19 protein-coding genes are annotated in these 22753 nt (G+C 67.9%); 13 read left to right on the top strand and 6 right to left on the bottom strand.

Annotated elements, in window-relative coordinates:
* Window positions 1–156 precede the first annotated feature (156 nt).
* Together ACFWVD_RS10855 and ACFWVD_RS10850 are read left to right on the top strand one after the other, a co-directional pair.
* Window positions 157–1671 carry a multicopper oxidase family protein gene (locus tag ACFWVD_RS10855; RefSeq protein WP_379241824.1) on the top strand — a complete coding sequence of 505 codons (1515 nt, stop codon included), beginning with the start codon at window positions 157–159 and terminating at the stop codon, window positions 1669–1671.
* Between the two features lie 127 nt (window positions 1672–1798).
* Window positions 1799–2863, top strand: a complete 1065-nt coding sequence (locus tag ACFWVD_RS10850) for a magnesium and cobalt transport protein CorA (RefSeq protein ID WP_379241989.1) — start codon at window positions 1799–1801, stop codon at window positions 2861–2863.
* Between the two features lie 4 nt (window positions 2864–2867).
* Here ACFWVD_RS10850 and ACFWVD_RS10845 read toward each other — a convergent pair whose 3' ends face one another.
* From ACFWVD_RS10845 to ACFWVD_RS10830, 4 genes are all read right to left on the bottom strand, one after another.
* Window positions 2868–3221 (bottom strand): hypothetical protein, encoded by a 354-nt coding sequence (locus tag ACFWVD_RS10845; RefSeq protein WP_379241823.1) that lies wholly within the window; start codon window positions 3219–3221, stop codon window positions 2868–2870.
* A 202-nt stretch (window positions 3222–3423) separates the two neighbouring features.
* The gene (meaB, locus tag ACFWVD_RS10840) at window positions 3424–4518 is read right to left on the bottom strand and encodes a methylmalonyl Co-A mutase-associated GTPase MeaB (RefSeq protein WP_379241988.1); all 1095 of its coding nucleotides are present in this window, start codon (window positions 4516–4518) and stop codon (window positions 3424–3426) included.
* Window positions 4519–4588: 70 nt separating this feature from the next.
* Window positions 4589–6853 (bottom strand): methylmalonyl-CoA mutase, encoded by a 2265-nt coding sequence (gene scpA, locus ACFWVD_RS10835; RefSeq protein ID WP_379241822.1) that lies wholly within the window; start codon window positions 6851–6853, stop codon window positions 4589–4591.
* Entirely contained in the window at window positions 6853–8724 is a 1872-nt protein-coding gene (locus tag ACFWVD_RS10830; protein ID WP_379241821.1) for a methylmalonyl-CoA mutase family protein, read from the bottom strand. The genes scpA and ACFWVD_RS10830 overlap by 1 nt, the downstream gene beginning before the upstream one ends.
* A 173-nt stretch (window positions 8725–8897) precedes the next feature.
* Here ACFWVD_RS10830 and ACFWVD_RS10825 point away from each other — a divergent pair, with 173 nt between their 5' ends.
* The 7 genes from ACFWVD_RS10825 (at window position 8898) to ACFWVD_RS10795 (ending at window position 16675) form a co-directional block, all read left to right on the top strand.
* Entirely contained in the window at window positions 8898–9566 is a 669-nt protein-coding gene (locus ACFWVD_RS10825; RefSeq protein WP_379241820.1) for a TVP38/TMEM64 family protein, read from the top strand.
* Window positions 9567–9619: 53 nt separating this feature from the next.
* Complete coding sequence (locus tag ACFWVD_RS10820; protein WP_379241819.1) at window positions 9620–10552, top strand: hypothetical protein; 933 nt, start codon at window positions 9620–9622, stop codon at window positions 10550–10552.
* Between the two features lie 264 nt (window positions 10553–10816).
* Window positions 10817–12235 (top strand): condensation domain-containing protein, encoded by a 1419-nt coding sequence (locus ACFWVD_RS10815; protein ID WP_379241818.1) that lies wholly within the window; start codon window positions 10817–10819, stop codon window positions 12233–12235.
* 2 nt (window positions 12236–12237) lie between these two features.
* A complete protein-coding gene (locus tag ACFWVD_RS10810; RefSeq protein WP_379241817.1) occupies window positions 12238–13494 on the top strand; it encodes a glycosyltransferase in 1257 nt (418 codons plus the stop codon).
* Window positions 13491–14444, top strand: a complete 954-nt coding sequence (locus ACFWVD_RS10805; RefSeq protein ID WP_379241816.1) for an ATP-binding cassette domain-containing protein — start codon at window positions 13491–13493, stop codon at window positions 14442–14444. Before ACFWVD_RS10810 ends, ACFWVD_RS10805 begins: the two co-directional genes overlap by 4 nt.
* A complete protein-coding gene (locus tag ACFWVD_RS10800; protein ID WP_379241815.1) occupies window positions 14441–15262 on the top strand; it encodes an ABC transporter permease in 822 nt (273 codons plus the stop codon). Before ACFWVD_RS10805 ends, ACFWVD_RS10800 begins: the two co-directional genes overlap by 4 nt.
* A gap of 27 nt (window positions 15263–15289) precedes the next feature.
* Complete coding sequence (locus ACFWVD_RS10795) at window positions 15290–16675, top strand: hypothetical protein (protein ID WP_379241814.1); 1386 nt, start codon at window positions 15290–15292, stop codon at window positions 16673–16675.
* Here the strand turns inward: ACFWVD_RS10795 and ACFWVD_RS10790 are convergent, their stop codons facing one another.
* Together ACFWVD_RS10790 and ACFWVD_RS10785 are read right to left on the bottom strand one after the other, a co-directional pair.
* Entirely contained in the window at window positions 16676–17080 is a 405-nt protein-coding gene (locus ACFWVD_RS10790) for a DUF779 domain-containing protein (protein WP_379241813.1), read from the bottom strand. It lies immediately after the preceding gene.
* Window positions 17081–17192: 112 nt separating this feature from the next.
* Window positions 17193–17702: a pyridoxamine 5'-phosphate oxidase family protein gene (locus tag ACFWVD_RS10785; RefSeq protein WP_379241812.1), complete on the bottom strand. Its 510-nt coding sequence runs from the start codon at window positions 17700–17702 to the stop codon at window positions 17193–17195.
* 399 nt (window positions 17703–18101) lie between these two features.
* Between ACFWVD_RS10785 and ACFWVD_RS10780 the strand changes: the two genes are divergently transcribed.
* Genes ACFWVD_RS10780 through ACFWVD_RS10765 form a run of 4 tightly spaced genes read left to right on the top strand, consistent with a single transcriptional unit; the run spans window position 18102 to window position 22748 of the window.
* Window positions 18102–19151 (top strand): 3-oxoacyl-ACP synthase III family protein, encoded by a 1050-nt coding sequence (locus tag ACFWVD_RS10780; RefSeq protein WP_379241811.1) that lies wholly within the window; start codon window positions 18102–18104, stop codon window positions 19149–19151.
* Between the two features lie 8 nt (window positions 19152–19159).
* Window positions 19160–20053 (top strand): hypothetical protein, encoded by an 894-nt coding sequence (locus ACFWVD_RS10775; RefSeq protein ID WP_379241810.1) that lies wholly within the window; start codon window positions 19160–19162, stop codon window positions 20051–20053.
* Window positions 20050–21708 (top strand): fatty acid CoA ligase family protein, encoded by a 1659-nt coding sequence (locus tag ACFWVD_RS10770; protein ID WP_379241809.1) that lies wholly within the window; start codon window positions 20050–20052, stop codon window positions 21706–21708. Before ACFWVD_RS10775 ends, ACFWVD_RS10770 begins: the two co-directional genes overlap by 4 nt.
* Window positions 21705–22748 (top strand): NAD-dependent epimerase/dehydratase family protein, encoded by a 1044-nt coding sequence (locus tag ACFWVD_RS10765; protein WP_379241808.1) that lies wholly within the window; start codon window positions 21705–21707, stop codon window positions 22746–22748. Before ACFWVD_RS10770 ends, ACFWVD_RS10765 begins: the two co-directional genes overlap by 4 nt.
* The last annotated feature ends 5 nt before the right edge of the window (window positions 22749–22753 follow it).

Genomic DNA, 22753 nt, shown 5'->3' with positions numbered 1-22753 from the left:
CGCTAGCACGTTATCGGCGCGTTCGCAACGGTCGGGCGGGTGAATTCGAGGCGGCGGGGTCCGACTGTTGGGCGGAGTGGCGGCGGCACCACACCGGCGAAGCTGGAGGTTCCCCAGATACAGAAGCTGGAGGTTCCCCCAGATAAGGAGCGCACGTTGGTTTCGCGACGAGGTTTTCTCACCGGCCTGGCCCTGGCACCGGTAGCGGTGTACGCGGCCGGTTGTTCGATCGGCACCTCGGCACCCGGTTCGGTCGGTTCGCCGGCGACGCGGCCGCTGCCGATCCCGCCGCTGGCCCCGTCCACGGTCGGTTCCGACGGCGTGCGTCGGTTCACCCTGCGCGCGCAGACCGGCGTCACCGAGATGGTTCGCGGTTCCTCGACCCCGACCTGGGGGTTCAGCGGCTCGGTCCTGGGCCCCACGGTGCGGGCGCGACGGGGCGAGAAGGTCGCGTTCGCCATCACCAACGATCTGCCCGAGCCCACCTCGGTGCACTGGCACGGCATGCACCTGCCTGCGAAGTACGACGGTGGCCCGCACCAGATGATCGCGCCCGGCGCGTCCTGGGCCCCCGAGTGGACGGTGCAGCAGCAGGCCGCGACGCTGTGGTATCACCCGCATCCGCACGGTGCGACCGAAAAGCATGTCCAGCGTGGACTTTCGGGCCTGTTCCTGGTCGACGACGACGAGGCCAATGCGCTGGATCTGCCGAAAGACTATGGCGTCGACGACATTCCGTTGGTGATCCAGGATCGCCGCTTCAACGCCGACGGCACCCTGAACGAAACCGACAGCACCGACATCGGTCTGCTCGGTGACACCATCATCACCAACGGCATCGCGAACGCCCACCTGCCTGTCACCACCGAGCGGGTCCGGTTGCGCATTCTCAACGGCTCGTCGGGTCGCCTGTACAACCTGTCGTTTGCCGACAACCGCGAGTTCCAGCTCATCGCCACCGATGGTGGCCTGCTCACCAAACCCGTTGCGCTGAAAACGATTCAGCTCAGTCCCGGCGAGCGCGCCGAACTGGTGGTCACCCTGCGCGCGGGCGAGAACGTCACGTTACGGTCGTTGCCGATCACCGAACGCGCGGGCGTGGACAACGCCGCCGAATACGGTCTCGACGACACCTTCGACATCCTGACCCTGCGCGCCGCCACCTCCCTGCGCACCTCCGCGGCCCTGCCCGCCGCGCTGATCCCGATGCGTGCCCTGGCCGCCGCGAACACCCCGCCGACCCGAGCGTTCGAGCTGCAGTGGTTCATGATCAACAACCAGCGCATGGACATGAACCGCATCGACATGACCATCCCGGTGAACACCACCGAGGTGTGGACGGTGCGTAACAAGGACAACTGGCCGCACAACTTCCACGTCCACGACGTGCAGTTCCAGGTCTTGGCCATCGACGGAAACCCGCCTCCCCCAGCGCTTTCGGGCTGGAAGGACACCGTCTACACCACCCCGGGCGCCACCTACACCCTGGCGATGCACTTCGCCGATCACACCGATCCCACGTTCCCGTACATGTACCACTGCCACCTGCTGCACCACGAGGACAAGGGCATGATGGGCCAGTTCCTGGTATTGGGTCCGGGGCAGCAGCCCGCGCCCATGAAGATGGACATGGGAGCTCCCGGCGGAATGGGCGGAATGCACCACGGCTGACCCCAGTTCGGTTGCGCGGGTGTTCGTCGTCGTGGGATGCTGCGCCACGATCGAGGAGAGCGAGGTCGACGCGATGGTGGACAGCCCGAACACCCAGGCACCGGGGCGGCGCAGCATCGGCGACGTGATGACCAGTTCGCCGTTCAGGTCGCGCAGCAGGCGCCACGTGGAGACTGTGCCCAAACCGTCGGTGCCGACCGCGCGGGCGATCGTGGATTGCGCGGCCTATGTCGACGGGGCGCGTCTGCCCGGCCGGTTCACGCCGCAGACCGCACTGGCCGAGATCCGCGGTCGCGGTACGGGTTTCGTGTGGATCGGGTTGTTCGAACCGGATTCGCATCAGATGGGCGAGATCGCGCAGGTATTCGGTCTGCACGAACTGGCCGTCGAGGACGCGGTGACCGGTCGGCAGCGGCCGAAGTTCGAACGCTACGACGACACCATGGTCACCGTGATGCGGACCGTGGGGTATGTCGAGCACGATATGCATTCGGTCAGCGAGATCGTGCAGACCGGCGAGATCATGGTCTTTCTCGGCGCGGATTTCGTGGTCGCGGTCCGGCACGGTGAACACAACGAGCTCACCGCGGTGCGGCATCGCCTGGAAGCCGAACCTGATCGCCTGGCGCTGGGCCCCGGCGTGGTGTTGCACGCGATTGCCGACGTGGTCGTGGACTCCTACATCGATGTCGCGCAGGCGGTCGAGTTCGATGTCGAGTCGATGGAGGAGGAGCTGTTCAGCCCGCGCAGCAAGATCCCCATCGAGGCGATCTACCAGCTCAAACGCGAGGTCGTGGAGCTGCGGCGCGCGGTGCGTCCGCTGGCCGGTCCCCTGCAGACCCTCACGTCACCGCGCACGCCACTGCCCAAGGAAGTACGTCGCTATCTGCGCGATGTCGCCGACCACCACAGCGGTGTCACCGAGCGCATCAACGATCTCGACGAGACGCTCACCACCCTGGTCGGGGCGGCGGTGGCCAAGATCGCCGTGCAACAGAACACGGATATGCGCAAGATTTCCGCGTACATCGCGATCTTGGCCGTGCCGACGATGATCGCCGGCATCTACGGCATGAACTTCGACACGATGCCCGAACTGCGACAACCGTGGGGTTACCCCGTCACGTTGATCGTGATGGCCACCATTTGCACCGGGCTGGCCGTGGTCTTCCGCCGCGCCCGCTGGCTATAGCGGACTATCCGCTCAACGCCATCAGCCGGTGGCTTTTGACCAGCAGTCGTAGGCGGAGGGCGGCGAACCCGCACAGCGTCAGGGTGGCCAGGGTGCGCTTCCACAGGCGGATCAGCGCCTGTTCGAACAGGATGCCCATGCGGTCCGCGCAGGCGGTCGCCTCGGCCACCGCCATCCGGTCGTGCACCAGGGTCGGGTCGCTGACTATTTCGTCCAGTCGTAGACCGTCCATCGCCTGGTCCAGGTCCAATCCCTGTTCGGGAAGCCAGCCGAGTCGCCAGCGGCCGTCGCCTCCCAGGGTCGCTCGCTCCGGCGTGAGATCGCTGCCGATTACCCGGTCTGAACGAAAGATCGCCACTGGTGCCTCCTCGGCCGTTGGGCCTTTCGACACCTTCCATGATCCCCGGAACTGACCTCAGGCAACAGGTGGCAAATCATGCATATAAGAGTTACCATCGGCAAAATATCGGCTCTAGCTGGGGTTTGAATCTCGGCAGGCCGCCAATCAGAGTCGACCTGCCGCGAGTCAGCTATCGCACAGACACAATCTCGGCGATAGCTCAAGCGTCGAAGGCTCCCAGAATGGCTTCCGCGGCGAGTGCCGGGGTGAGGGTGCCGGCACGCACCGCCGATTCCACTTGCGCGCGAACGTCTTTCACCCGCGGGTTGTCGGCCAGGCGGCGCAGGATCTGGTCGTGCACCATGGTCCAGGTCCAGTCGACCTGCTGGCGGCGACGCTTCTCGGCGAACTCGCCCGCGTCGGTGAGCACCCGGCGATGATCCAGGACCGCAGCCCAGAACTTGTCCAGCCCAACACCTTCCAGGCCGCTCATGGTCAGCACCGGCGGCTTCCACAGTGCGTCGTGCGGGTGGATCAGGCGCAGCGCGCCCGCCAGTTCGCGGGCGGCGCCTTTGGCCTCGATCTCGTGTTTGCCGTCGGCCTTGTTGACCGCGACGAGCTCGGCCAGCTCGAGCACACCCTTTTTGATGCCCTGCAACTGGTCGCCGGTGCGGGCCAGGGTGAGGAAGCAGAACACGTCGACCATGTTGGCCACGGTCACCTCGGACTGGCCGACACCGACGGTCTCGACCAGGATCACGTCGTACCCGGCGGCTTCCAGCAGCACGATGGTTTCGCGGGTCGCCTTGGCCACGCCGCCGAGAGTGCCCGCGGTCGGCGAGGGGCGGATGAACGCGTCGGCTTCCAGGGACAGTCGCGCCATGCGGGTCTTGTCGCCGAGGATCGAGCCGCCGGTGCGCGTCGAGGAGGGATCTACCGCGAGAACCGCTACCCGGTGGCCTCTTTCGAGCAGGAACATGCCGAGCGCGTCGATGAACGTGGACTTGCCGACGCCGGGAACGCCGGTGATCCCGACGCGGTTGGAGACAGCGGCGCCGGGTTCGGCGGCCACCCGTAACAGCAACTGCTGCGCCAGTTCTCGATGATCGGACCGGGTCGATTCGACCAGCGTGATCGCCCGCGCCAGCGCCGACCGCTGCCCGTCCTTGACCTGTGCGGCCAGCGCATCGACATCGATCGAGCGGCGAACACCGGCCGCGGTGCGACCCTCGTTACGTGGCGAGCCGACGCCCGCGGTGGTCCCGAGCCGGGGGTGCGCGTCGGCACCCCCGGCTACCTGTGCGGCATCGCTCATGCTGTTCTGATTCGGCATGCTCGGGCGTCCTCCGTGGTTACGCCAGCTACCGCCTCCGGACGCTGACCGCTCATGCCTGTGCGCCGCCGCCGATCTCGTGCCCCAGCGCCGAGCCCAGCTTCTTCAACAGATCGATGGCCGCGTCGGCAATAACGGTGCCGGGCGGGAAGATCGCCGCGGCGCCCGCCTCATACAGCTCGTCGAAGTCACCGGGCGGAATGACGCCGCCGACGATGACCATGATGTCGGGACGACCCACCTCGGCGAGCGCCTGCCGCAGCGCGGGCACCAGCGTGAGATGCCCTGCCGCCAGCGACGACACACCGACAATGTGCACGTCGTTGTCCGCCGCCTGCCGCGCCACCTCTTCGGGTGTGGAGAACAGCGGACCCACGTCCACGTCCATGCCCAGGTCGGCGAACGCGGTCGCGATCACTTTCTGCCCGCGGTCGTGCCCGTCCTGCCCCATCTTGGCGACCAGGATGCGCGGTCGACGACCCTCGGCCTGCGCGAACTCCTCGACGAGCTCGATGGCCGCGCCGATGTTGGTTGCCTTGCCTGCTTCGTCACGGTACACACCGGACAGGGTACGGATTTCGGCCTGATGGCGGCCGTACACCTTCTCCAGCGCGTCGGAGATCTCCCCGACGGTGGCCTTGGCGCGCGCGGCGTTGATGGCAAGGGCCAGGAGGTTGTTCTCCATGCCGCCTTCGGAAGAGGCCGCCGCACGGGTCAATTCGGCCAGCGCCTGTTCCACCGCGACCGGATCACGTTCGGCGCGAAGCTGTTCCAGCTTCTCGATCTGCTCGGCGCGCACGCGCGAGTTCTCGACCTTGAGCACCTCGACCGCGTGGTCCTCTTCGACCTGGTACTTGTTCACGCCGATCACCGGCTGCTGCCCGGTGTCGATGCGCGCCTGGGTGCGGGCGGCGGCCTCCTCGATGCGCAGTTTCGGAATGCCTTCCGAAATCGCCTGTGCCATACCGCCGTGCGCCTCCACCTCGGCGATGTGGGCGCGAGCGCGTTCGGCCAGCTGGTGGGTGAGCCACTCGACGTAGTACGAGCCGCCCCACGGGTCGATCGGACGAGTCGTGTTGGACTCCTGCTGGATCAGCAGCTGCGTGTTGCGCGCGATGCGGGCGGAGAAGTCCGTGGGCAGCGCCAGCGCTTCGTCGAGGGCGTTGGTGTGCAGCGACTGGGTGTGCCCCTGGGTCGCGGCCATCGCCTCGATGCAGGTACGCGCCACATTGTTGTAGGCGTCCTGCGCGGTCAACGACCAGCCCGACGTCTGCGAATGTGTGCGCAGCGACAGCGACTTCGCACTCTTGGGTTCGAACTTCGACACCAGCTCGCTCCACAGCAGCCGCCCCGCGCGCAGCTTGGCGACCTCCATGAAGAAGTTCATGCCGATGGCCCAGAAGAACGACAGCCGCGGCGCGAATTTGTCGACATCCATGCCCGCCGCGATACCGGCGCGGATGTACTCCACCCCGTCAGCCAGGGTGTACGCCAGCTCCAAATCGGCTGTGGCACCGGCTTCTTGGATGTGGTAACCCGAGATCGAGATCGAGTTGAACTTCGGCATGTTGGCGCTGGCGAACGCGAAGATGTCGGAGATGATCCGCATCGACGGCTTGGGCGGGTAGATGTAGGTGTTGCGGACCATGAACTCTTTCAGAATGTCGTTCTGAATGGTTCCGGCCAGCTGGTCGGGCGTGACGCCCTGTTCCTCGGCGGCCACGACGTACAGCGCCAGAATCGGCAGCACCGCACCGTTCATGGTCATCGACACCGACACCTGGTCCAGGGGGATCTGGTCGAACAGCTGCCGCATGTCCAGGATGGAGTCGATCGCGACACCGGCCATGCCGACATCGCCTTGCACGCGGGGGTGGTCGGAGTCGTAGCCACGGTGAGTGGCCAGGTCGAAGGCGACCGACAGGCCCTTCTGGCCTGCTTGCAGGTTGCGGCGGTAGAAGGCGTTGGAGTCCGCGGCGGTGGAGAAGCCCGCGTACTGGCGGATCGTCCACGGCTGGTTCACGTACATGGTCGGGTACGGCCCACGCAGGAACGGCGCCACACCGGGCACGGTATCCAACGGATACCCTTGCGCGACAACAGCATCGCGATCAGCCTTGGTGAACACCGGCGGCACCTCGATGCCCTCGGGCGTCGACCAGACCAGCTGCTCCGGCGTGGCATTGTTGGCCGTGGCGGCCTCGGCCACGAACTGCGCCACCTGCTCGGCATCGACCGCGGCGGGCGCGGGCGCATGCTCGGTGAGCGGCACGTCGGCGAAACTGCCGATGATGTGGGTGATGTCGGAGGTGGTCATCAGGCTCCTACCTTCTCCAGCAGCTGCGACAGGACCGAGACCGCGTCGATGCGCAAGCCCAGATATCCGTCGGGTCGCTGGGTACCGCTGTACTGCTGCACCGAGGATTCCGGTCCGGCCAGCAAAACCGTGTCGATGCCCGCGCCGCGCAATGCGTCGACCGCGGCACCGGCCTGTTCGGCGTACCGCTTGTCCGCCCCGCACAGGACCGCGATGCGCGCCCCCGATTCGGTTGCGGCGGCGGCGATTTCGTCGATCGTGAGTGGGCCGGGGTTGACCGACTCGATACCGCCCGAGGCCAGCACGTTCGCGGTGAAGATCGTGCGCGCGTTGTGTTCGGCGACCAGACCCAGGGGCACGATCAGCGCCTTGGGGCGCGCGCCGTTGGCGGCGAGATACGCGTCGGAACGGTTGCGCAGCGATTCGAACGCCGCACCGTAGCGCGCGATCGAGCTCTCCTGGCGGGCCTGCTCCGACAGCGGCGTCTCGGCGAGGTTGGGGAACTCGTTCACCCCGGTCACCGCGGTGCGGCGATGGGCGACATCGGCGGCGCGGGTGGCGGCGGTTTCGGCGATCCGCTCGGCGAGCACACCGGCGTCCAGGGCGGCGAGGTAGCCGCCCGCGGACTCGAGCTCCTGCATGAATTCCCATGCCTTGGCGGCGAGTTCGTCGGTCAGCGAGTCCACGTACCAGGAACCGGCGGCCGGGTCCTGCACGTGACCCAGGTGCGATTCCTCGAGCAGCAGCAGCTGAGTATTGCGGGCCAAACGCTGCGAGAACGTGGTGGACACACCCAGTTCGCCCGCGGGCAGCGCCGCGTCGAACGGCAGCACGGTCACCGAATCGGCACCACCGACACCGGCACCGAACGCGGCCAGGGTGGTGCGCAGCAGGTTCACCCACGGGTCACGCTGGCTCATCATGGCGGCGGAAGTGATCGCGTGTTGCGGGGCGGCGCCGAACGCGGGGGCACCGCACGCCTGCGCCACGCGAGCCCAAAGACGCCGCGCGGCACGGAATTTCACGATGGTGGCGAACTGGTCGTCGGTGGCCGCGAAGCGGAACTCGAGCTGACCGAACGCGTCGGCGATGTCCACCCCGGCGTTGGTGAGCAGGCGCAGGTAGGCCAGACCGGCCGCGATGGCGGCGCCGACTTCCTGCGCGTCCGCGGCACCGGCGTTGTGGAAGGCGATGCCGTCCACGGTGATCGCACGCACCGTTTCGGGTCGGGCGATCGCGCGCACGGCCAGGGCGACGGTCTGCGCCTGGTCGAGGTCTTCGGCGCCGGTGAAGGCGGAGGTCAGCGGGGCGGCAGCGAGCCCGACCCGGATCTGGGCGCGATCGTCGATCGAGTAACCGTCGAGGATCTCGAACACCTTCGCGGCGGCATCCTCGGTGGCGGCACCGGCGACCAGCGTCAGCGGGGCCAGCTCGAACAGCAGCCCGCGCAGCGCGACCGGGATGTCCTCGACGGCGACACCGTAGGCGCCGACACCGAGCGCGATCGCGCTCACGCCGTTGTCCAGCCCGGTCAGAATCGCCCGGTTGGTGGCTTCGGCGTCCGCGTCACCGGCGAAAGCGCCCACGTACCAGCCGCGTTGCGGATCGCGAGTGGCGTCGCCACCGCGCACGAAAGGGAAGGTGCCGGGCAGCGGCTGCTCGGGCAGCTCGTCGCGGCGGGTGTACAGCGGGGCGATGGTCAGCCCGTCGTAGGTGGTCTCGTCGAGCAGATGCTCGGGTTCGGCAGGCAGCTCCGCGGCGTCGACGCGCCGTGCTTTCGCCAGCACCCCCGCCACACCCTTGCGCCAGGCAGCGAACTCGGGCACCGGATCCGGTGCCAGACCCGCCCCGGACTCTGAACCAATCGGCATAGCTGCTGTTCTCTCTTCCATTCGACGACCGCACCCCGGTGTGCTGCCGATCCGTGAAATCCCACAACGGGGCCCACCGCGAACCGGTAAGTGTCCGGTTCGCTTCTGATGCTATCTGTGACACCGCGTCCGCTCACTCGGGCCATCCCCTACCGCCCGGTATCCTTGCCCGAGTGTCCGCACTGATCCGTTCCCCGCGCCTGCTGATCGCCCTGGCCGGGCTCGCCGCGCTGTTCGTGGTGGCGATGCAGGTTCCGCTGCCGGGCCCCCAGCAGATCCGCGACTGGGCGGGCGGCGCCGGACCGCTGCTGCCACTGTTGTTCTTCCTTTTCTATGCGATCGTCGCGGTGTTCCCTGTCCCGCGCACCGTGCTCACCGTGACCAGCGGCGTGCTGTTCGGCCCGATCCTGGGCTCGATCATCGCTCTGGTGGCTTCGGGAGTCGCCGCGACGGTGGCACTGCTCGGCGTGCGCGCGGTGGGCCGCGACCGGGTCGCGCAACACCTGACCCACCCCGCGGTGCGCGCGATCGACGAGCGCCTGGACCGACGCGGCTGGCTCGCGGTGGCCGCCATCCGGTTGATTCCGCTGGCCCCGTTCTCGATCGTCAACTACTGCTGCGGCCTGTCCTCGGTGCGGGTCGTGCCGTATCTCGTGGCCACCGTGCTCGGTTCGGCGCCGGGCACGATTTCCACGGTGGTGCTGGCCGGCTCGCTGGCAGGCGACAGCCACCCGTTCGCGATCACCGTGTCGGCGATCTGTCTGTCGATCGGAATGATCGGGCTGATCGTGGACTTGCGACTGCCCGTCGACGCACCCGAACCGGAGCCCGCCACTTCCTGAGCACCGGCGCGCCTGCGACCACCGGCCCGCACCCGACCGGATAATCCCTGGTCATGGCAATGGGACGACGAACCGCACTGGCCCTGCTAGCCGGACTCCCACTGCTGGCGGCGGGCACCGCACGCGCGCAGTCCTCGCTGGGCCCCGGCGTCGGACCCGATCCCCACCGACCGCCGAGCCGATACACGATGACCGCCTTCCGCGCCGACAGTGACACCACCCTGGCGGTCTACGAATCCACCGACGGCACCGACTTCACCCCGGTCAGCGAGCACGCGTACACCCCGCCGACCGGCCTGGTCCGCGATCCCAGCGTGCTGCTGCACACCGACGGCCACTACTACCTCACCTACACGATCGCCGGCGACGCCACCGCGATCGGCCTGGCCCGCAGCCGCGACCGGATCACCTGGACGTTCCTCGGCAATGTCCCGATGCTGGTACCGGGCAGGCTCGAAGGCGCGTGGGCACCGGAGTGGTATGCCGACGCCGACGGTCGGGTCGGCATCATCGTCTCGCTGACCTGGGGTCACGGTTTCACCCCGCACCTGCTGCTCCCCCTCGACGCGGCGCTGACCGCCTGGGCGCCCCCGGTCCCCCTGCTCGGCCTCGGACCCGCGGGCCCCGGTTCGCTCGGGCACATCGACACCACCCTGGTTCGCCTGGACGGCCGCCTGTTCGCCTTCGTGAAGAACGAGGACACCAAGTTGATCGAACTCGCCGTGGCCGACCGTCCGATCGGGCCGTACACGGTCGTGGCACGCGGCGACTGGGCCGGATGGGGTGGTCCGCGCGAGGGCCAGTCGGTGGTCGGCCTTCCCGAGGGCGGGCACCGCATCTACTTCGACGCCTACACCGAGGGCCGCTACCTGTTCAGCGACAGTTTCGACGGGTTTCGGACGTGGTCGCCGCCCACCGATCTGCCGGGTCTGTCCGGTCTCGTACGGCACGGTACGGTCCTGACCGAGTTCGGTTCCCCGGTGTGAACGAAAGAGGTGAACAAAAACCCCCTTACTCCAGGGGCAGATGATCTAGGTTGTGATTCGTGACAATTTTGAAAGTGAGCTTCTTCACACCTCTCAATTGTGACTAAGCAATATTTCAGAAAACTCTCAGAGTTATACACTCGGGATAGCCCAGGGTTCGCCAGCTACATCCGGTGCGGGATCCAGAGCAACACCCGGTGACGCGCCCGCGTTCACCGAATCCCCTTCGCGCCGTTTTCGGCTTGCACTCCCTGAGGTACCACCATGGAATACACCCACCTTTCCGAGTTCCAGATCCGCCCCGGCGACCTGGCGATCTGGACCCCCGAACTGACCACTGCCGACGCCTGGCGCGACGACGAACGCCCGCTGGCCAGCGTCCACGAGCAGTACCTGGGCTTCCTCGACCCCGAGGACACCCGGCCCGGCCGGGGCCGCTGGATCGGCACCATCTTCGAGATGGACGCCCCGCTGGACCCGGCCGCGTGGGCCACGACGCTGCAGCGCTGGCACGACCGTCACGAGGGCTTCCGCACCACGGTGGCTCCCACCGGCGACGGCGGCTACCACCGCGTGACCACCGCCCCCGGCACCGTGCGCGTGGCCGGTGTTCCGGTCGCCGATCTGCGCGACGGTGACGAGATCAACGACTACCTGTGCACGCTGCTGGAACTGCGCCTGTCGGCGCTGGTGTGGCCGCACCTGCTGGTGGCCACGGTCGCGCACGACACCGACGACTTCACCGTGCTGGTCGGCGCCGACCACTCGGTGCTGGACGCCTACTCCCAGGCCGTGCTCATCCTGGAACTGCGCACCCTCTACACCGAGGTCACCGCGGGCGAACCGGTCCGCGAATCGGTCACTTTCGGCAGCCCTGCCGATCACGCGGTGCTCGAACGCGCCGCCGCCGAGGAGCTGTCCTTGGACTCCCCCGCCGTGGCGGTGTGGCGGGATTTTCTCGGGGCGCCGGGTTCGCCGATGCCCCGCTTCGCCGCGGATCAGGTTGCCGTCCTCGACGGTGAGCACGCCCAACCCAGTGTGTCGCGCACCCTGCTGAACCTCGAGCAGCTCGAGGAGGTCGAAGCCGCGCTGGACCGGGCCAAGCATCGGCTGTCGGTGACCGTGTTCGCGGCACTGGCCGTGGCGTCGCGAGAGACGTTCGGCGACAACAGGTTCCGCACGGTGATGCCGATCGCCACCCGCCCCGATCTGACCTGGCTCGAGTCGATGGGCTGGTTCGTCAATGTCGTCCCGGTCGACATCACGTTGCCCGCCGGTGCCGACATGCCCGCCGCGCTGGACGCCACCCGCGCCTCGCTCAAGCGCGCGCACCTGTGCAACGACGCGTCCTGGGGTCGCTGCCTGGCCATGGTCGGCGCGACCGAGGGCCCGACCTACGGCGCGTCCTTCCTCGACATTCGCATGCTGCCCAACTACGAACTGGTCGCGGACCTGCGCGGACGTACCTTGCGCGCGGTGTCGTACTCCACCGAAGAGGTGTACTTCTGGGTCGTGCGCGGCCCCGAGGGCCTGTACGTGTCCACCCGCTACCCCGCCGGTCTGCCCGCGCAGGTGATGGACCGCTTCCTCACCGAGTTCGCCCGCGCCATGTACGCGGTGACCATGGTGCCGACCGCGGCCGCACCCGCGGCCGACTCCGCGGCGGCCTTGAGCGCGGGCTGAGCATGCGTGCCCTGCTGGCCTTCACCGGGAGCCGAGGCGATGCCCAGCCCGGCATCCTGCTGGCCCGCGAGCTGCTGGCTCGCGGGCACCAGGTGACCCTGGCGTTGTCGCCGAACCTGGTCGAATTCGCTACCGCGCACGGCATTCCCGCGGTCGGTTTCGGTCGCGACAGTGCCGAGCTGTTGCGCACCCAGCACGACGATCACCGTTTCCGCAGTCCGAGTCCGCGACAGCGGGTGCGGGCGGTGCTGGATCTGCAGCGGCGCGGCGTGGTCGAGGCGGTGCGTGATCTGCTGGTGCTGGCACCTGGCCACGACGTGCTCGTGACCGGGATGGCGGGCGAGGAAGCGGCCGAGAAGGCCGCGCGGCACATCGGATTGCCGCTAGCCGCAGTGCATTTCTTTCCCATCCACCCGAACAGGTCGGTGCCGGTGGTGCCGGCCGCGTGGGGTTCTCGGGTTCCCGCGTCGCTGAATCAGCGGATCTGGTCGGGTCTGCGGTGGGCACGTGATGCCGCGCTGCGGCAGCCGCTGTCGGAGTTCGGGATCGTGGAACACGCACTGCCGAACCGTGTTTCGATCCAGGCCTACGATGTCGACCTGTTTCCCGGGTTGGCCGCCGAGCTGCCCGCGCGCTACCCGGTCACCGGGTTCATGGTCGATCCCGACGGATTCCTCAGTGCCCCACGCGATCCCGCGCTGATGGGGTGGCTCGATGCCGGTTCGGCACCGATCTACGTGGGCTTCGGCTCGATGGCCGTGGACGACCCGGCAGCACTGGTGACCATGTTGCGTTCGGTGTGCGCCCGGCGTGGTCGCCGACTGCTGCTGGCTGCGGGCTGGGCGGGAATCGAACCCGCCCTGACCTCCGACATGGCGATCGTGGGCCAGGTCGACCACGCCTCGGTGTTCCCGCGCTGCGTAGCCGCAGTGCATCACGGTGGTGCAGGCACGACCGCAGCCGCGCTGAGAGCCGGTGTCCCCCAAGTGATCTGCGCGATTCAAGCCGATCAGCCGTATTGGGGACGGGCGCTCGCGCGACTCGGCCTGGCAGGCACTGTGCGCGCCGCGGACCTGTCCGAGACCCAGTTGACCGCACTGTTGGATCACGTCGCCGACCCGAACGTGGTGGCCCGCGCGGCCGCGCAAGCGAGCCGATTCGCCGACACCGGAGTGGCGCGTGCCGCCGACGAAGTGGAATGCCTGCTGCCCGTGTCGATCCCGACACCACTGTCCGTCCATGCCGGGAGGCACCTATGAGCACCGAGATCGCCGTCCGCACCAGCGGCCTGGGCAAGTCCTACGGTGATTTCACCGCTGTGGGCAGTGTCGATCTGAGCATCGCGGCCGGTTCGGTGTTCGCGATGCTGGGCCCCAACGGCGCGGGCAAGACCACCACCGTGCGCATGTTGGCCACCCTGCTGCGACCCGATCGCGGAAATGCCGAGGTGTTCGGTTTCGACGTGGTGCGCGAGGCGACCGCGGTACGTTCGATGATCGGGCTGACCGGCCAGTACGCGTCGGTCGACGAAACCCTCACCGCGAGTGAGAATTTGCGCCTGTTCGGCCGACTGCTCGGCCTGTCACGCCACGATGCCCGCGTGCGAGCCGACGAACTTCTCGAGGAATTCGAACTGACGGCGGTGGCGCGCCGCAGCGTCAGCGCGTTCTCCGGCGGCATGCGGCGACGCCTGGACTTGGCCGCGACCCTGATCACGGTGCCCCCGCTGATCTTCCTCGACGAGCCCACCACCGGCCTGGACCCGCACACCCGCGATCGCATGTGGGGCATCGTGCGCGGCCTGGTCGAACGCGGCGCCACCGTGCTGCTCACCACCCAGTACCTAGAGGAAGCCGACGCGCTGGCCGACCGGATCGCGGTCATCGACCGTGGCACGCTGGTCGCGCACGGCACCCCCGCCGAACTCAAAGCCTCCATCGGCGAACAGGTGCTGCGCCTGGACATCCCCGACACCGCCGACCTGCGCCGGGCCGAGGCCCTGATCCAGGAGATCACCGGCGAGGTGCCCGAGGGTTCGTCGGCGGGGACGCTGACCGTGCCGTTGCGTGACGTGCAGCGCGGTGCCGACATCGTCGCCGCCTGCCGCGACGCCGACATCACCCTGCGCGGTTTCGCCGTGGACCGACCCGATCTCAACGAGGTGTTCCTGTCGCTGACCGGACGCGCCCGCACCGAGGACGCCGCATGACTATGACGATCACCACCGACAAACCCACCCAGGTGGTGCGCAAGCCGCGCGTGACCCGGGTGAGTCCCCTTGCCGCCCTGCGGCATTCGCTGATGATGGCGTGGCGCGGCCTGCTCACCTTCCGGCACAGCCCGCAACTGCTCTACGACGCCATCCTGCTGCCGATCGTGGGCCCCGTGCTGTTCGGCAGCATCTTCGGCACCGCCATCGCGGGCAGCATGCAGGCATATCTGCCGATCATGATCCCCGGCGTGCTGGTGCAGATCGTGCTCACCTCGTCGGTGGCCACCGGTGTGCAGCTGTCGGAGGACATCCACTCCGGTGTCTTCGACCGTTTCGTCGCCATGCCGATCGCCCGATCCGCACCGGTTGCCGGGGCGTTGCTCGCGGGCGCTGTTCGCTACCTCATCGCCGCGACCACCGTGGTGATCGTGGGCTTCTGCATGGGCTACCGGCCCGAGCACGCCGCGGGCTTCATCGCCGGTGCGGTGCTGGTGGTGTTCGCGACCACCGCGATCAGTTGGCTGTTCGCGTTCATCGGCGCCACCATCGCCCGCCCCGCCGCCGTGCAGGGCATGTCGATGCTGGTGCTGACGTTCCTGGGGTTCGCGTCCAACGCGCTGGTGCCCGAGGAGTCGATGCCGACCTGGATGCGGCACGTGTCCGATCTGAATCCGGTGTCCTACCTGGTCTCCGCGGTGCGCACCCTAGCTGCGGACGGCACCGTGGGCGCCGACGCGCTGTGGTCGCTGGTCGCCTCGGTGGTCGTGGTCGCGGTGTTCGCGCCGCTGACCGTGCGCACCCTCCGTTCCCGCTGACGCGCAGTTCCCGATCAGGAGTTCCCGATGACCGTCACCTCCCCCGCCGTCACGGTGGCCACCGCGCCCACCGGCCTCAACCGGATCACCGCCGACGACGACCTGTTCTTCAAACTGCACAGCCTCTACCCCAACGCCCTGGTCAACCAGCTGGCCTACCGGTTCGACACCGCACTGGGGCGAGACCTACTGGCCGACTGGCACGCCCACCTGGCGACCGGCTTCATCGCCCGTCGAGTCCGCACGACGCGGTTCCCGATCGCCCGCGCGCACTGGGAGCCCGCCACCGAGTCGCTGCCGCTGCGCTGGTCCGACACCCCGGTCCCCGAGGACAAGGTGCTGGACTGGTTCCTCGAACAGGCCGCGGTCGAGTTCGATCCCGAACGCGGACTGGTCTGGCAGCTGGCCGGTGCGCCGACCGAATCCGGTGGCACCGTGGTCACGTTGGTCGCCTCGCATGTGGCCTGTGACGGCGGCGGCATGATGCACGCGATCGTCGATTCGCTGGACCGCCTCAACCGGGGTGAGGCACCGGATCGGTTCGCCAGCGCGGGCAAGCTCGTCGGGCCCGTGGCAGGTGCCGGTCGTTTCGCCGCCGACCTCGCCGACGCGCGTGGACAGTTGGGTGCGGTCGTGCGTGGGGTCCGTGCGGCTCGCCGGGCTCGCGGTGTCAGCGAACCGGCCCGCAATCCCCGCCCGACCGAGCCGGTGCTACCCCATGCCGACACCTGGCAGCCCGCCGAAACCATCGTCCAGCTCGATCTGGCCGAATGGGACGCCGTCGCCGCGCAGCACGGCGGGACCACCAACGGCCTGCTGATCGGTGTCGCGGTCGGCCTGCTCGGTCGTAGCGGCCGCATCGCCGACGGTGCGCAGGTCCGCGTGGACATTCCGCATTCGATGCGCGAAGCGGACGACCCGCGCGCCAACGCCACCACCGGCCTGCCGATCAGCGTGGCCTACCGCACCGGCGAACGCACCGATCTGCCCGCCGTGCGCACCGCGCTCAAAGCAGCCGGCCTGGCCTACCGCAACCCCGAGACCATCCCCCCGATCCAGCACCTGCAACCAGTGCAGATGCTGTTGCCGAAGGTGGTCCTGCACCGGTTCGCCCGCACCGCCAAAGCCCCGGAGTGCCTGTGCACCAACATGGGTCGCACCGCACAGAACATCGCCGTGCTCGGAGGGCACCGGGCCCGCGACGTGATCATGCGCCCGGTGGTCAACCCCGGCCCGGTGGCGCTGTTCCGTCAGGTGGAGGTCGGTGTCAACCTCGCGTTCTCCTGCGATGACGACACCGTCACCCTGGTCGTGACCGGCGGCGACCCCGACCGTTTCCCCACCCGCGCGGCCCTGCGCGACCTGCTGGCCGCGGAGTTCGCCGACTGGGGCCTGACCCCGCGGTTCTGGTGATTACGAGGCTTCCTCGACCAATTCCGCTGCGCTATCGGCGTTTTCGATACGGAGGGTGAACCGGAACCCGCACATCGCCTCGAGCGAAGCGGATTCGCGCGCCTGCGGCGCACGGTTGCGCACCTCGATTTTCACGTCCAGATCGTCGAGGCCGACATGGAACGGGTCCGCCATCCACAACTGCGTGTGCCACGCCGTCTGCCCGGCGAGCACATCACCGTCGCCGGGCCGAAACTCACTGCGCCGCACACACATCGGCGTGAACCCGTCACTGCCCGCGGGCAGATACAGCACCACCGGACCGTGCATTTCCAACAGCAACCGCAACACCCGCAGCGCGTCGTCGCTGGCCTGCACCGCACGGTGGCGGTGATCGACCTTGCGGCCGTGGGGATGTCGAACCATGGTGCACTCCTCGCGGATTATCGACGGTAATCGTGCTCGCGAGCCCACTATGGTGGCGAAAGGTTGGTCCAGGGTTGGTACGCGGCCACTCTTGCGAAGATCACTGCCGCGTTCAGGACAATTGCCAGCGGGTGGCGCCATTGGGTTCGGCGGTGCCGACACCGACCACGCTGTGTGGGGTGGCGAAGTACAACTGCCAGGGCGCCGGGCCAGCGCTGGGCGCGCTGTAGGGGGCGGTGAAGGCCGCGCCGTCCACTTCGACAGCCCAGCCCGCCTCGCGATAACGGGCCGCGATGCGTTCGAGGGTGTCCGGTTCGGTGACGATGGCGGCGGTGGCGTCCACGATCAGATCGATGCCTTCGAGCGAAACCGCCACGGTGCAGGCCGAGTTCCTGGCGAGATTGCGCGACTTGCGGGTGGCGGGTCCGCTGGTGAAATAGAAACCCCCGTCGAGCCACAGTGCCCCCACCGCGGCGGTATGCGGGCGGCCGTCGGGTCGCACGGTACTGAGAAATGCCGGGCTGCCCGGGCCGCCGATGTAATTGTCCAACGCCTGTTCGACCCGCGACCACGGCAGCGGTTCGCCACCGTAGATGTCCAAATTGGTTGCTTCGATTCCCATAGTGCTCCCTATTCTGTTGCTCTCCGGCGACAAATTCACCGCGGTGCGTTCAGCTGTGAAAACAAGTCGGCCGCGCAGTGAAGATATTCGGCTCAGCGCACGATCGTGAAGTCGCTCACTGTGTGAGCATCATTCTGCAGTACGGCACCCTGACCGCGACACCGCCCGAACCGGTAGCCAGTACGTTGCCGTGAACTTCACCATGTACGTGTACTGGTGATCTATTCGATAAGGAAGGGTTGCCGATCCTGTGGCAATACCGTGCGACACACAGACAATCGCAGCACACAGTGTGGTGGCTCACAACAGCGCGCGGTCCGTCCGTGGCCGGTAGGGTTCGATTTCGCCGACGATCCGCTGTCGTGGGCCCTCCATTGTCGACCGCATCCGGGAGCTCACGTGTCGCATTCGCGTTTCGAATCCATCGGGGCCTATCTACCGTCGGATGTGTTGTCCACCGCCGAATTGATCTCCCGGCTGCACACCCCGCCGTCGTTCGATCTGGAACGCATCACCGGCGTGCAAGAACGTCGCGTGCGCGACACCCGGCCGGAATCGCTCGAGGATTCGTTCACCCTGGCGATGAATGCCGCACGGGACTGCCTGTCCCGGTCGCGGTACGCGCCGAACGAACTGGACGTGATCATCTCCTGTTCGATCACCCGCAGCAACAACGGCACCCAGATGTACATGGAGCCCTCGTTCGCGTCCACGATCGCCAAGACGCTGGGCGCCGACCGCGCCATCACCTTCGACGTATCCAATGCCTGCGCCGGAATGCTCACCGGCACTTACATTCTCGACCGGATGATCCGCTCGGGCGTGGTGCGCAACGGCATGGTGGTCAGCGGCGAGGCGATCACCCCCATCGCCGAGACCGCGGTGCACGAGATCTCCGAGAAGTACGATCTGCAGTTCGCGTCGCTGTCGGTGGGTGACTCCGGATGCGCGGTCGTGCTCGACCAGGCGGTCGACGACGCCGACAAGATCCATTACATCGAATTGTTCACCGCCGCGGAACATTCGCACCTGTGCCTCGGTATGCCCAGCGACAAGTCGTCGGGCGTGGCCCTGTACACCGACAACCGCAAAATGCACAACGAGGCCCGGTTCCTGCTGTGGCCCGACGCCCAGGGCACGTTCCTCGAGCAGCGTGGCGGCGATTTCGCCGGCGAGCAGTTCGACTACATCATTCACCACCAATTCGGTGCCGCCGCTGTGCCTTACATCAACGCGGTGGCCGCGCGGGAGTTCGGGGCGCCGATGCCGCCGGATCTGAATGTGATCGAGAAGTACGGAAACACCTCGACCACTTCGCATTTCATCGTGCTGCACGATCAGCTGTCCGACGACAAGATCGCGGCGGGTTCGAAATTGCTCATGGTCCCGGCCGCGTCCGGTGTTGTCGCGGGGTTCCTGTCCACCACCATCTCCTCCCTGAAGGTCTGAGGTTCGTCATGGGAATCCGCATCCGGGCAACCGGCACCAGCAGGTCGGCCGACACCCACAGCGTGGTCGAGCACAGCGGGCGCGCCGCGCGACAGTGCCTCGAACAGGCCGGTATCCGTCCCGACCAGGTCGGCGTGCTGATCAACACCGGCATCTTCCGCGACTCGAACACCGTCGAACCGGCGGTGTCCGCGCTGATCCAGAAGGCCGCGGGCATCGGCCTGGATTACACCCGCGACGATGCGCGCACGTTCTCGTTCGACCTGATGAACGGTGCGGTCGGCGTGGTCAATGCCGTGCAGGTGGCGGGTTCGATCCTGTCCACCGGCAGCACCGAGCACGTCCTGATCGTCGCGGGCGACACCCACCCGTCGATGACCAAGTCCAGCGCGGACGCCGAATTCCCCTATGCCACTTCCGGTGCCGCGCTGTTGCTGGAAAAGATTGACGGCCCAGAAGGCTTCGGCCCCGTGCACACCGCCACCTCCCCTGGCACCCCCGCGGGCGTGGCCTACGTCGACACCGCGACTATGGGCACCGTGGGCCGCTCGCTGATGACGGTCGAACGCGAACCCGACTTCGAGGACCGAATCCTGCTCGCCGCAACCGAAGTCGCGCAAGCCGCACTCGCCGACTTCGATGGTGCGTTCGTCGCGTTGATCGCCTCCACGCCGAGCCCGCAGTTCCCCAAGCGCCTGGCCGACGCCCTGGGCATCGACCAGGACGCGGTGCGGGTACCCGACCTGTCCGAGGGCGACCCACACACCGCAGCCCTGCCGCTGGCCTACGCACGTGCGATCGCCGAGGGCACCCTCGTCGGCTACACCCACGTGCTGTTCGTAGCGGCCGGCGCGGGCCCGTCCGCCGCCGCGACGCTATACCAGCTGGGCACCCCCGCGTGACGACCGCGACCTACTGGCAGACCATCGACCGATTCCGCGCCGTCGCCCGCGAGCAACCCGATCGCGACGCGGTCATCTACCCCGAGGGCACGACCGCGCACGGCCTGCCCGACTACCGCACCCTGTCCTACGGCGAGCTCGATCGCTGGTCCGATGCGATCGCCGAACACCTCACCGCCACCGGTGTGCGCAGCGGCACCCGCACCATCGTGCTCGTGCTGCCGAGCCCGGAACTGTACGCAATCCTGTTCGCGCTGTTGAAGATCGGCGCGGTGCCGGTGGTGATCGATCCGGGCATGGGTGTGCGTCGGATGGTGCATTGCTTGCGCGCGGTCGAAGCCGAGGCGTTCATCGGCATCCCGCAGGCGCACGCCCTGCGGGTGCTGTTCCCGCGCAGTTTCCGGGGCGTGCGCACCACGCTCACGGTGGGACGCCGCTGGTTCTGGGGCGGGCCGACCCTGTCGTCGTGGAGCCGCATACCGACCGGGATCCTGCCCGAACGGGTGGCCGCCGACCCGGACGAGCTGCTGATCATCGGCTTCACCACCGGCAGCACCGGCCCCGCCAAGGCCGTGGAACTGACCCACGGCAACCTCGCCGCGATGGTGGAGCAGGTGCACGCCGCCCGCGGCCACACCCCGCCCGACACCTCGCTGGTGACCTTGCCGCTGGTGGGCGTGCTGGACCTGCTGCTCGGGTCGCGGTGTGTGCTGCCGCCGCTGATCCCGAGCAAGGTCGGCTCGACCGACCCGGCCCACGTGATCGACGCGATCACGCGTTTCGGGGTGCGCACCATGTTCGCCTCGCCCGCGCTGCTCATTCCGCTGCTGGAACGGTTGCGTACCCACCCCGACCAGCTGAAGTCCCTGGTCAGCATCTTTTCCGGCGGAGCGCCCGTGCCGCACTGGTGCATCGCCGGTTTGCGCGAAGTCCTGCATCCGGACGTGCAGATCTACGCCGGGTACGGGTCGACCGAAGCGCTGCCCATGTCGACCATCGAATCGCGTGAACTGCTCGCCGGTCTGGTCGGGCGGGCCACGCGCGGCGAGGGCACGTGCATCGGCCGACCCACCGATCGAGTCCAGGTTCGACTGCTGGGCATCACCGACGAACCGGTCGCCAGCTGGGCGGATGCCAGCGAACCTGCCGCGGGCGAGGTCGGCGAGATCGTGGTCGCGGGCCCGAATGTGAGTACGCGGTATTACTGGCCCGAGCACGCCAATGCCGCGGGCAAGATCGCCGACGGCGAGCAGGTCTGGCACCGCACCGGTGACCTGGGCTGGCTCGACGGGCAGGGCCGAATCTGGTTCTGCGGGCGCAAGAGTCAGCGGATCACCACCGCTGCGGGTCCTCTGTTCACCGTGCAGGTCGAGCAGGTGTTCAATGCGGTCGCGGGCGTCTCGCGCACCGCGCTGGTGGGTGTCGGTGCTCCCGGCAACCAGCAGCCGGTGCTGTGCGTGGAGCTCGAGCCGGGCGCGGACGAGATGGCGGCACTGACCCGGTTGCGCACCAGGGCAACAGAATTCGACACCCTGGTGCCGATCAGCGACTTCCTGGTCCACCCCGGCTTCCCCGTCGACATCCGGCACAACGCCAAGATCGGCCGCGAACAACTCGCCCGCTGGGCCACCCGACGACAGGACTCCCGCCGATGAAGATCCTGGTCACCGGCGCCTCCGGGTTTCTCGGCGGTGCCATCGTGCGCGCACTGGTCGCCGACGGTTCGCACGAGGTCTCAATCCTGGTGCGTCGCACCAGCATTCTCGACGATCTCGGCCCCGCACGGGATCAGGTCACACTGGTGTACGGCGATCTCACCGACGCGGACTCGCTGCGTAAGGCCGCGACCGGCATCGACGTCGTGATCCACAGCGCGGCCCGTGTCGACGAGCGTGGCACCAGAGACCGATTCTGGACCGAAAACGTCAGCGCCACCGAACAACTCCTCGAGGCGGCGCGCAGCGAGGGCGCCGGCCGGTTCGTCTTCATCTCCAGCCCGAGCGCCCTGATGGAACGCGACGGCGGCGACCAGATCGACGTCGACGAGTCGCTGCCCTACCCCCGCCGCTACCTCAACCACTATTCCGAAACCAAGGCCGCCGCCGAACGAGCCGTACTCGCCGCCGACACCACCGAATTCACCACAGTCGCCCTGCGCCCGCGGGCGATCTGGGGTGCAGGTGACCGCTCCGGCCCGATCGTCCGCCTGCTCGACCGCACCGCCACCGGCTCGCTGCCCGACCTGTCCTACGGCCGCACCATCGAGGCCTCACTGTGCCACGTGGACAACATCGTTCACGCCTGCCAGCTCGCGCTGAGCTCGAATGCGGTGGGCGGCAAGGCCTATTTCATCGCCGATGCCGAAACGACTGATGTATGGGGCTTTCTCGGTGAGGTCGCCACCCGACTGGGGTTCCAGCCGCCCACACGCCGACCGAACCCCCGAGTGCTCACCGCCGTGGTCGCCACCATCGAAACCCTCTGGCGCATACCGGCTGTCGCGAACCGCTGGTCACCACCACTGTCACGCTATGCCGTCGCCTTGATGACCCGCACCGCCACCTACAACACCAGCGCCGCCCGCCGCGATCTCGGCTACGCCCCGGTCATCGACCGTGCCACCGGCCTGACCGGGTTCCTGACCTGGCTCGACGAGCAGGGCGGCATCGAAGTGCTCGCCCAAGACTTGCGATAGGCAAA

It is taken from the genome of Nocardia sp. NPDC058666 (assembly GCF_042714895.1).
In the GTDB taxonomy this organism is placed as follows: domain Bacteria; phylum Actinomycetota; class Actinomycetes; order Mycobacteriales; family Mycobacteriaceae; genus Nocardia.
The sequence above is the reverse complement of the archived record's forward strand: the minus strand, read 5'-3'. Positions and strand labels throughout refer to the sequence as shown.